Here is a 10,172-nt window from a genome sequence, read left to right on the forward strand (position 1 = left end):
ACGATGGTGATGGGGGTGTTGTCATGGTCATCAGCGCGTCCTCGGATCGATCGCGCGGCCCACGATCGCGGCGGTCATCGTGCAGACCACGACGAGAAGACCGGCGAGCAGCGCACAGGCTTGGATGACCGGGTAGTCGGCCGCTGTGATGGCGCTGGACATCGTGTGTCCGAGGCCCGGCATGCCGAAGACCAACTCGGTGACGACCGCACCGCTGAGCAGCCAGGCGGTTTTCAACGCAAGGAAGTTGATCACAGGAAGAGCGCAACTGGGCAGCACATGAAAGACGACCAGCCGAAGTGGGGGGACGCCGCGCGCCAGGGCGGCCTCCACGAAGGGCTCGTCGAGGACGGCGCGGGCGCGCTCCAGTACGACTCTCAGGATCGCCGGAGCGAACCAGATCACCAGGGTGGCCACGGGGAGCACGAGGTAGCGGAAGTTCTCCGGGTATCCGCTCCCCCAGCCGCCTGCCGGCAGGAGCCGGCCCGCGACCGACACCGAGAGGATCAGCATGAGCCCGACCAGCGCGGTCGGTGCCGAAATGCCGACCATCGCGATGAGCCGCACCATATTGTCCAGCGTCCGGGACCGCGCGAGGGCCACCGCAAGCCCGAGGACGATGCCGATCAACGCAGACGTCACGACGGTCAGCGCGGTCATGATCGCCGTTGTGCCGAGATTGCCGAGGGCAATGGTCGAGACGGGGACGCTGAGATTCTGGTACGAGAAACCCATGTCTCCATGCAGGAGCCCGACCAGGTAGCTGCCGAACTGCACCAGCACAGGTCGGTCGAGGCCGAAGGAATGACGGATCGCCACCACTTGACTCGGCGCGGGCGGCTGCCCTCCGTTCTGGTTCATGGCGTACTGATAGGCAGGGTCACCCAGCACGACGCGAATCAGAAAGAACGTCACCACCACGACGCAGAAGGCGACGATCAACGCGTTCGGAACCGGTGCCAGCGACGCGGCGAGTTTCCGTAGGGAGGCGCGCCGACGGCGGCCCGGGTCACCCCGGACAGCGGCGCTTTCGGGCGTATCGACGATCGCCATCTTCAACTCCTCGACAAAGGGAATCGGGTGGGAGATGCTCCGACGGCCGGGGCCCGGACCCCGGCCGTCACGATCGGTCACGGCACGGTGATGTACGCCGCTTGGATGTTGCCGAGAACGGACTTCGGCAGAGAACTCCCGGCGACGTAGCTCAACGTGGTCAACGGGATGATCGGCAGTTCTTCGGCATACAGTGCGTTCGCCTGCTGAACCAAGCGTGGCGTCTCTTCCTTCGTGGCCGTGGCCAGCTTGTCGCTCAGCGAGTCCATTTCAGGGGAATCGAAGCCGGAACGGGCCCTGCCGCCCGCGTTCTTCAGGTAGAAACCGCTGAGGTAGGTTGCCGAGTCGTCATAGAAGCCGGTCCAGCCCACGAACATGCCCCAATTCGTCTTCGGCCACTCACCGGACTGCGCAAAGGGGACCTGGCGGAGGTTGACCGTGATGCCGATTTCCTTCAGTTGCTGCTGTACGACCTGCGCGACGAGCGGGAGTTGCCACACCGCATCCGAGTAGGCGGTCAGCGGGATGCTGCAACCGTTCTCGCACGGTGTGCCGACGAGAAGCGATTTCGCCTTGGCGATGTCCCGGGCCGTGGGCCGCACATTCGGAGAGGCACCGTTCTGATTCCACGGGATGCCATACAGCGGGGCACCGATGCTCTTCCCGCCCAGCGCCGTCTCCGAGATCTGCTTCCGGTCGACGGCGAGGTTGATCGCCTGGCGGATCTTCGAGTTCGCGAGGAGCGGGTTCTTGAAGTTGGGCAGCAGATACAGCGATCCACCGGGCCACGCGGCGACATCCTGGCGCAGGTCTCCGTTGAGCTGCGACAAAAGATTTCCAGGAAGGTTTTCCGCGTATTCGACCTGGCCACTCTTCAGCTGAGCGAGCCGAGTTGCCGCGTTCGGGACACCGCTCACCACGATTTTCTTCGTCTTCGGCTTGGTTCCCGAGTAGTACGGATTTCCGGTGAAGGCGTACTGACCAGTGGTGAAGTCCGCGGACTCGACCTGGAACCGGCCCGCCGAGACCGGATGCTGCCAGAAGGCGTTCCCCTTCGCGACTCCCTTGGCGGGGAGAATCACCATTTCAGGCATCGCCAGTTCTTTCGCGAAGTCCGGCTCGGGTTTCTTGAACTCGAACACGACACTGTCGCCACCCGCAACGGCGACGGAAGAAAGGTTGCTGAAGAAGTTTCCGACGAAGTTGTCGCCGGTCACGCCCGGCAGGCCCTTCAGCCGCTTGAAGGTCGCCGCGACGTCGGATGCGGTCAGCGCGGTTCCGTCGGAGAACTTGAGGCCGGGTTTGAGTGCGACGGTCCAGCCGAGACGGTCCTTGGACTCGGTCACGGACCTGGCGAGCAGGGGCTGTCCGCCTTGGGTGCCGACGTTGTACGTAGTGAGAAACCCGCCCCAGAAGTAGGTGAACTGAACAGCTTCATAAGAGGCGTTGGCCATCGGGTCGAGCGTCTTGACGATCGCGTCGTCCGCGATGCGGATCGTGCTGGGGGCCGCGGACGATGAAGCCCGCGTCGTGTCCGAGGTGGAGGTGCTGCAACCGGTCAGGGCGACGAGGGCCGCGGCGACGACCGCCGCGGCTGCGGCATGCCGTCGTGTGCGGGACCGCACTGTTACGGCGGTGGTCCCGGCTGTCGTACTGTTCACGGCTTTCCTTTGGGTGTGTGGAGTGTTCAGGGGGTCGAGCGGCGAGGGCAACGGGGTTGGCTTTCCGTCGCTCACGCTGGTCGGTCGAGCGGAATTACCTGATGCTGGAGCTGGATCAGTGACGACGGCGTGGCTACCCGGGTCGGCGAGGAATAGGATTCGAGTCCGCTCGCCGAGCTGGATTCCATCGAGGACCACCTGGAATTGCCGTTGTGGCGGTACAGCATTCCTCCCGGGCCCATACCCGGATGCAGGGCCAGCTCGATCGAGATCTGTGTCCCGTAATCAGCGGTCGGCCCCACCCATCGTTGTCGACCTACGCCGTCCAACTCCAGCTCCAGCGTGAAGCGGTCGACAGTGCAGTCGATGCCGAATCGGAACCTGCCGTCCTCGGACACAAGCCATGCGATGTAGTCCCGATAAGGGCCGGGGCGCAACGCTCCCTCAGCCATCTTTCGGCCATGACCCGTCTCGCCGGCTTTCAGGACGAGCATCCTGTCGGGGGTGAGTGTCCCAGGTGTTTCCACCGCCCCCGTACGCCAGTCCGCGGACGGCTCGGAAAAGGGCCAGCTCAACGATTCCCGCATACGACCGTGGACATCGAGTACCTGGTAACGCAGTCCGTGCTGATCGAGCGCCATCTGAACAGCGTGCAGGTACTCGGGTGGGCCCGGCATAGCGCCGCCAGGACCGTAAACGGTGCCGGCGCCGCCGGAGGTGATGTGCAGAATGCCGTCATGCGACTGGACGTCGAACGCGATGACATGGCTGCACAGATACGCCGTCACCCCGTTCTTCCGGAACAAGTCCCAGAGTTGGGCGCCGGCTCCACGAGTGAAGCACCACTGAGGTGCCTCGCGGTAACCATTCACCGGGAACACCGGGTAGTGCCCTGCCACCACGATGTGCTCGACATCGCGATGGGCATCGATGACTGAAGTCAGCCAAGCCGCCTCCGTGTCGGCGACTTGGCGCTGCATTCCGTTGCCCATCTCCCAGGCAGGGTCCGGCTGGTGCAAAGAGATGTAGAGGAGATCCTCGAACCGGAGATAATAGGCCAGACCTTGTTGACCGTCCGGACCGTTCTGCGGCACATTCGGCCAGACCGACCGGTACACGTCCGTGCTGTTGTCGTCGTAGGTGTGGTGATTGCTTGTGGCCTGGAGGATCGGGATATCACGCTGCCGAGCCCACGCGACTTCCTGATCGATCCAGTGATCCCACTGCGCGCGTTCACCGCCATCCATGACCGCGTCGCCGGGGAAGCTGATGAACTCCGGCGCCGGCGTGAGTCTGCGAAGGACGTCGGTCACCTGCTGATGCCGGGATGCCTCGACGCGGTCCGGCACCCCGGAACACGAGTCGGCGTACTGCACGAATTGATGCCCGCGCCCGCGGGGGACCAATGCGCGGATCGGCGAATCGCCGATGTTCCAGGTCATCGCCCGTCACTCCGGTACGGTGCGGAGCCCTGGTCGGACCAACGGGAACCGTCCCAGACGAACGTCGTGTCGCACGCATCGATGACCGCCGCCGCCGATCCGGGCAGCGCCTGCGCAGCGGGCCGTGCCGTCCGCCGAACCGTGATCCGGTCCGCCACCCGTTCGATGGTCACGGTCGTGGCGTCGTAGGGTGCCTCGGCCAGCGCGCCGTGCGTGAGCTGGAGAATGTTGGAGCCGATCGCATGGCTACGGATATGCAAGTGGCCGGTGAGAGCGATGACCGGAGTTTCCAGCGCGGTCAGGCTCGCCCGGACGAAGTCGTGGTTGGCGGCGTCGCCCGCGTACTTCCACCCGCGGCGCGCGATCTCGTCCGCCGTGCTCAGGACAGGGAAGTGTGTGGCCCAGAGCGTCAGGGTCCGGCTGGTGCGCCGCGACAGGGCCTCATCGCACCGTGTCATACGGAAGCCTGCTCCGTCACGGACGAGTCCTCCGGCCAGCAGGTCGGCGTCGAGCCCCGGTATCGCCTGGGCGTGAAGCTGCTGGACATGACGCGCACCGCTGAGAGCCGCCGAGAGGGAATCTCTTTCTCCCGATCGCGGGACATCATGGTTCCCCGGGATGACATACACCGGTACATCGAGCATCCCGAACCGCTGTACGGCGCGGGCATATTCGTCCACAACAGGTCGGTCGGCGAAGTCGCCGAGCACAAGCAGCGCTTCGATATCGCTGTCCATCGTCTGAAGGGCCGCATCCAGCAGCTCCCGGCTACGCCCCCGCTCGACAGGACCGTTGAATTCGGCGGACGGCGACCGGGGCGGAGCGAGATGCAGATCCGTCAGGACGCCCAACTTGAAGCTTTTCATGAGTGCCATCGCGTCAGATCCGGTGTTCGATGATGATGTCGGCGGCGAGTTTTTGGTGCCGCACCGCGCTCGCGTCGTTCAAGGACAGGACAACGAAAATTGCGTCGATCACCGTGATGTGGACGATGCGGCTGGCCATCGCCTCCACTCGATAAGCCGTTTCCGCGGTTCCTGCCACAAGGACGTCGTCCGAGATCTCGGTCAAGGGCGAGGCGGAAAAGCTCGTCAAGGCGACTACAGTCGCGCCGGCCGCCTTCGCTGCCCTCGCCGCCGCAAGTGTCTCGGTCGTCGACCCGGTATGGCTGATGACGAACAGCACATCCTCGTTCGTCAGCATGCGCGCAGCGACATGCTGTGCGTGCACGTCCCCTACATGACGTGCGTCGATGCCGATCGTGACCATACGCTGTGCGGCGTCCGCGGCCACGGGCGAGGACGTTCCCACGGCGCAGAAGAGGACACGTTTCGCGCCGCGCAGCGCCTCGGCGATTCGGGCGACGGCGTTGAAGTCGATGACCGAAGCGGCCTGTTCGAGGGCGGCGGCAGTGCCCACGATGACTTTACGGGCTGCGCTCGGCGGGGTGTCGCCAGGGTCTATGGCAGCCAGCAGCTGCTTCTCAGTTGAGAAGGACTCGCGGGCGAGACGAATCTTCAGCTCCTGGAAGCCCCGAAGTCCGATGCTCACGCACATACGGACCACCGAAGAAGCCGAGGAGTCCGCCAGGGCGGCGAGTTCACTGATCGACAGGTGGATCACTGCTACCGGGTCGCGCAAGATCGCCTCGGCGACCTTGCGCTCCGCAAGCGACAGCGAGTTGAGGTTCACGCGAACGAGCTCCACGGTTCGTCCGGGCTGTTCGTTCTGCGTCACGGTGTCCGTCATGGCAGCGAACGTAAGCGTGAGGGTCCAACGGCAGGCATCACCGAAGTGAACAGCGACTTGAAATTTCATTGCAAGCCCAGCCATGAAATTCTGTGCCATTCATGCCGGCACGATCGGCCCGCGAGCGCTACGGCACCCTCGCGTGGAGGGGCCGCCGCATGGCGATTCGGCTCCCGACGGTGGGGCAGGCGCTGGATAGTTGCCGAGTTGTCCGCGAACTCCCCCGGATATGTTCGGGATCGGTAACAGACGCATCCCCCAGCCGGCGCTCCTCGTCCTGCAATGTGGTCGCGCGGCGGCCAGGGACCGGCGGCGAACTGCGGGAAAGCGGGGCGGACATGACACGGCATGGCGCGAAGCGGGGCTGGCACGGCAAGGTGGTCGGGGCGGCGCTCGGGGTGACGATGCTGGCCGCCGGCGCCTCCGTGTGGACCGCCCAGGCCGGAGCCGTCCACGGCTCGTCACCCCACGCAGCCGCAACGGCCACACCCGGCAGCGACGTCACACCCGGCACCCATGCCACGCCCGGCAGCGACGTCACGCCCGTGGAGGTGACCATCGCACACGCCTCGGACAAGGGAGAGCACGGCGTCAACATCACCATCGACGACGGCCCCGACCCCGTGTGGACCCCTCAAGTACTCGACGTGCTGCGCAAGTACGGGGTGAAGGCCACCTTCTGCATGGTCGGGACACAGGCACAGGCCCACCCGGACCTCGTGAAGAAGGTCGTCGCCGCCGGCCACCGGCTCTGCGACCACACCGTGTCCCACGACACCACCATGGACACCAAGTCCCACACCTACCAGTCACAGCAGATACTCGACGCCGAACGCATGATCACCAAAGCGTCCGGAGGCGTACGGCCCATGTACTACCGGGCACCCGGCGGAGCCTTCACCCCCTACAGCCGCACACTCGCCGCCTCCCACGGCATGCGCCCACTCGGCTGGAACGTCGACACCAAAGACTTCGAACAGCCCGGCACCGACACCATCATCGCCACCGTCGAACGCGAACTGCCGAACGGACCCACACTCCTCTTCCACGACGCGGGCGGCGACCGCTCCCAGACCGTCGAAGCCCTGCGCCGCATCCTCCCCCAACTCAAGGGACAGGGCCACACCTTCGGCTTCCCCGTACGCTGACCCCCCAGCCCCACCCGGTTCCACTGAGCACTCCAGCACGAGTTCCGCACCCGATGCCGCTCCGACTACGTCGGCTGCCCGACCGGCTCAGGTGGCGGGTGCCGTGGTCAGCATCCAGTGGCTGAATGTGGCATACCGCTGCGCGAACTCGGCGGCGTCAGCGGCTTGTTCAACGGCTGCGGCGTGCTCGCGGACGGCATCGAACCGGGCGGTGCGGGCGGCTTCGTACTGGGCAAGGGCCTTGGCCGTATCACTGCCATGAGCCGCACCCTGAGCCGGATCCGGCGGGCGACCGGCGACGAGATCCTGGTCCGCGCAGGGCGGGCGATGCTGCCCACGCCGTACGCCGAAGAGATCCGCGAGGAGGTGCACGAGATCGTCACCCGCGACCAGGCCGTCCTCACACCGACCGCCGAGATCGACCCGGGCACGCTGACACGCACCTTCACGCTGAAGTGCAACGATGTCGTGGCGGACGCGCTGCTGCCGCGCCTCGCCGCCCCGCTCACCGCCACCGCGCCCGGTGTCTGTCTGCGCGTACTCGGTGAAGACGATCTGCCGTACAACCCCTCGACCTGGGAGGGTTTCACCGCGGTGCCGCATGTCGTGGTGTCCCGGCGTGGCCGTACCCACGACCGCCTCAGTGATCTGATCGAGCGTCACAATGTGTGCAGGACAGTCGCGTTCACCGTGCCAACGCTGTCCCTGGCGCTGCGTACGGTAGCCGCCCACGGCCTGATCACGGTCGCCCCGGCACTGCTCGGCACGGACGTACTCCCCACGGGTCTACGCACCTACCCCCTGCCGGAGCCCACTCCGCCCATCCCGGTCGTCCTCGCCTGGCACGCCCGCCACGACCGCGACGCCGCTCACCGCTGGCTCCGCAATCTGATCACCAGCACCCTCACCGCCAAGCACGCCGCGGGTTCGTTCAGCTGAAGGGAACGGCGTCCGTCGGGGCGGTGTGCCAGTTGGTGACGATCGGGTCCTCGACCGTGATGGTGCCGACCGGCAGGGAAACCGGGTTGGGGTCGTTGTCGCCGACGGCGACGATGATGCTGTCCAGTTCCTTGCCACCGTTTCCGTTGGTGGTCTTCGGGTTCACTCCGGCGTAGGCGGCGGTGCTCCCGCTCAGCTTGATCTGCTTGCCGACGGTCTGCTCCGCGGGACCCGCCTCGGTGCCGTCGGATCCGAACGCCACGGTCGGAAGCGCGGGGGGCAGGTAGCAGGTGATCCCCGACTTCGCCTTCGCGATGATCAGGATGTAACCGCCGGCCTGGGTCTCGGGCCTGGTGCTCCAGGAGATGTCGTTGGCGCCGCAGCTCTGCTCGACCGGCTCCCGCTCGCCGTTGCCGGTGTCGGCGCCGGAGCCGGAGTCAGAGCCGGAGTCGGCCCCGTCCGCGGTTCCCTTGTCCGTCGCGTCGGAGCCCTTACCGGTGCCCTGGTCACTGCCCGCGGTCGACGAGCCGGACGGGGTGGCCGCACTGTCGGTCGCAGGGGCGGACGAAGAACCGTGCGCGGCGCCGGTGTCCGTGGCCGCGTCCGAGCCCGAGTCCTCGCACGCCGTCATCAGCATGGCGCCGCCGACGAGGACTGCGGATACGAGAAGGGCCTTGCGACGGTTGCCGGACATGAAATCCCCTTGGTGATCAGTGGTTGAGGCCGAAGCGGTGTCGGCTTCTTGGCGCTTGCTTGATCATTATGAGGGGGCTGTGAGCCGAGGAGATCCCGGCGTCTTCGTTCCAGGACATCGCTGTCGCAGACTCATCACATGATCACGAACAGGCACCCCAACAAGCTCCCGAACCAGCGCTGTTCGGCACCCGGTCGGCGCCCCCTGCCGTCGGCCTGGCCTCACGGTGTGCCATCTCCCGGTGTGCCGCCCGTCGGCTCAATGTCGCCCGTCGGCTCGCGGGAGGGAAGGATCTCGTACCGGGGCAGGTATGCCGTGCCGAGTGCCTGCACGGTCGCGACGGTGGGAATGGCGATGACGGCACCGACCGCTCCGAGGAGTGCCGCTCCGGCGAGGACGGATCCGAAGGCCACGGCGGGATGGACCTCGACCGTACGCGCCGTGATGCGCGGCTGCAGCACGTAGTTCTCCACCTGCTGGTACGCCGTCGCGAAGATCACCACCCAGAGGCCGTCCACCGGGGCGACCGTCAGCGCCACCAGGGTCGGCAGGGCCGCGGCCAGATAGGTTCCGACCGTGGGAACGAACTGCGAGACGACACCCACCCAGACCGCCAGCGCCACCGTGTACGGGATGCCGAGCGCCGTGAACGCCACCGTGTGGGCGACGGCGGAGAACAGGGCCAGCAGAGCCCGTGAGTATGTGTATCCGCCGGTCTTGGCCAGAGCGATGGTCCAGGCCCGGCGCGCGGCCGCCTGCCGCCGCGGGGGCAGCAGCGACAGGGCGGCTCGCCTCAGCCGCGGGCCGTCGGCGGTGAAGTAGTACGCGAACAGCGCGATCGTGAGCAGTTGGAAGATGCCGCCGATCACTGTCGTGGACAGCCCCCACACATGGTCGGCGGCCTGCCGGGCGTATGTCTCGACGCTCCCGGAGCCGGGCGTCAGACGGTCCGTGGTGAGCTTCGTACCGAAGGCATCGTTGAGCCGGTCGACCAGGGTGTCGAGCAGGTCGGGCAGCCGGTGCCACACCTGGGCCGTCTGGTCGATCAGCAGCGTCACCACGGCGCCGAGGAAGCCGCCGATCGCTGCCAGCGTCACCGCGAACACGAGCGGTGTAGCGATCGATCGGCGCATCCCACGGACCTCGAACCGGCGCACGGCCGGCTCCATGACCATCGAGAGGAAGAAGGAGACCAGCAGCATCACCCCGAGACCGACGAGTTGCCGGGCCGCCCAGACGGTCACCTCGAACACCGCCGTGAGGACGAGGCCGATGGCTATCGCCTTCGGAAGCCACACAGGCATGGACTGAGTCACCCGGGCGTCGTGATGTTCACACACGGTCTTGTGGCGTTCCCGTCTCTTGGATCCTTGGGCCTCGGACCGCCGGGGTTCGGCGGTCCGAGGGTCGGCGTCCGGCCCGAGGAGGCTCGGCGGCCGGGGCCAGTGGCCCCGGGTCGGCGGGCCGGGCCCGTGGCCGGAGGCCG

Annotated in this window: 9 protein-coding genes; 2 read left to right on the forward strand and 7 right to left on the reverse strand. The window is 66.5% G+C overall.

The features are described from left to right. Window positions 1-30: 30 nt before the first annotated feature. The 5 genes from ACWEKM_RS27515 to ACWEKM_RS27535 all read right to left on the reverse strand — a co-directional run bounded on the left by ACWEKM_RS27515 (window position 31) and on the right by ACWEKM_RS27535 (window position 5,905). Complete coding sequence (locus ACWEKM_RS27515; RefSeq protein WP_451623935.1) at window positions 31-1,053, reverse strand: ABC transporter permease; 1,023 nt, start codon at window positions 1,051-1,053, stop codon at window positions 31-33. A gap of 77 nt (window positions 1,054-1,130) precedes the next feature. Then, entirely contained in the window at window positions 1,131-2,789 is a 1,659-nt protein-coding gene (locus tag ACWEKM_RS27520) for an ABC transporter substrate-binding protein (RefSeq protein WP_451623927.1), read from the reverse strand. Continuing rightward, entirely contained in the window at window positions 2,786-4,156 is a 1,371-nt protein-coding gene (locus ACWEKM_RS27525; protein WP_451623928.1) for a metallophosphoesterase family protein, read from the reverse strand. The genes ACWEKM_RS27520 and ACWEKM_RS27525 overlap by 4 nt, the downstream gene beginning before the upstream one ends. Continuing rightward, window positions 4,153-5,022, reverse strand: a complete 870-nt coding sequence (locus ACWEKM_RS27530; protein ID WP_451623929.1) for a metallophosphoesterase family protein — start codon at window positions 5,020-5,022, stop codon at window positions 4,153-4,155. Before ACWEKM_RS27530 ends, ACWEKM_RS27525 begins: the two co-directional genes overlap by 4 nt. A 13-nt stretch (window positions 5,023-5,035) precedes the next feature. Next, window positions 5,036-5,905 carry a MurR/RpiR family transcriptional regulator gene (locus tag ACWEKM_RS27535; protein WP_451623930.1) on the reverse strand — a complete coding sequence of 290 codons (870 nt, stop codon included), beginning with the start codon at window positions 5,903-5,905 and terminating at the stop codon, window positions 5,036-5,038. 338 nt (window positions 5,906-6,243) lie between these two features. Between ACWEKM_RS27535 and ACWEKM_RS27540 the strand changes: the two genes are divergently transcribed. Together ACWEKM_RS27540 and ACWEKM_RS27545 are read left to right on the forward strand one after the other, a co-directional pair. Beyond that, on the forward strand, window positions 6,244-7,053 hold the full coding sequence (locus ACWEKM_RS27540) for a polysaccharide deacetylase family protein (protein WP_451623931.1): 810 nt from the start codon (window positions 6,244-6,246) through the stop codon (window positions 7,051-7,053). A 117-nt stretch (window positions 7,054-7,170) separates the two neighbouring features. Beyond that, window positions 7,171-7,992, forward strand: coding sequence for a LysR substrate-binding domain-containing protein (locus tag ACWEKM_RS27545; protein WP_451623932.1), 822 nt, complete (start codon window positions 7,171-7,173; stop codon window positions 7,990-7,992). Here ACWEKM_RS27545 and ACWEKM_RS27550 read toward each other — a convergent pair. Next, window positions 7,985-8,686 (reverse strand): hypothetical protein, encoded by a 702-nt coding sequence (locus ACWEKM_RS27550; protein ID WP_451623933.1) that lies wholly within the window; start codon window positions 8,684-8,686, stop codon window positions 7,985-7,987. The two genes, ACWEKM_RS27545 and ACWEKM_RS27550, sit on opposite strands and share 8 nt — an antisense overlap. A 221-nt stretch (window positions 8,687-8,907) precedes the next feature. Next, window positions 8,908-9,990: an AI-2E family transporter gene (locus ACWEKM_RS27555; RefSeq protein ID WP_451623934.1), complete on the reverse strand. Its 1,083-nt coding sequence runs from the start codon at window positions 9,988-9,990 to the stop codon at window positions 8,908-8,910. Window positions 9,991-10,172 lie beyond the last annotated feature (182 nt).

It is taken from the genome of Streptomyces sp. NPDC004752, from assembly GCF_053601275.1.

Bases quoted from the DNA above. Each gene is read 5' to 3' on its own strand.
- ACWEKM_RS27515 (WP_451623935.1), bottom strand. From the start codon at position 1,053: ATGGCGATCGTCGATACGCCCGAAAGCGCCGCTGTCCGGGGTGACCCG.
- ACWEKM_RS27525 (WP_451623928.1), bottom strand. From the start codon at position 4,156: ATGACCTGGAACATCGGCGATTCGCCGATCCGCGCATTGGTCCCCCGC.
- ACWEKM_RS27530 (WP_451623929.1), bottom strand. From the start codon at position 5,022: ATGAAAAGCTTCAAGTTGGGCGTCCTGACGGATCTGCATCTCGCTCCG.
- ACWEKM_RS27535 (WP_451623930.1), bottom strand. From the start codon at position 5,905: ATGACGGACACCGTGACGCAGAACGAACAGCCCGGACGAACCGTGGAG.
- ACWEKM_RS27540 (WP_451623931.1), top strand. From the start codon at position 6,244: ATGACACGGCATGGCGCGAAGCGGGGCTGGCACGGCAAGGTGGTCGGG.
- ACWEKM_RS27550 (WP_451623933.1), bottom strand. From the start codon at position 8,686: ATGTCCGGCAACCGTCGCAAGGCCCTTCTCGTATCCGCAGTCCTCGTC.
- ACWEKM_RS27555 (WP_451623934.1), bottom strand. From the start codon at position 9,990: ATGCCTGTGTGGCTTCCGAAGGCGATAGCCATCGGCCTCGTCCTCACG.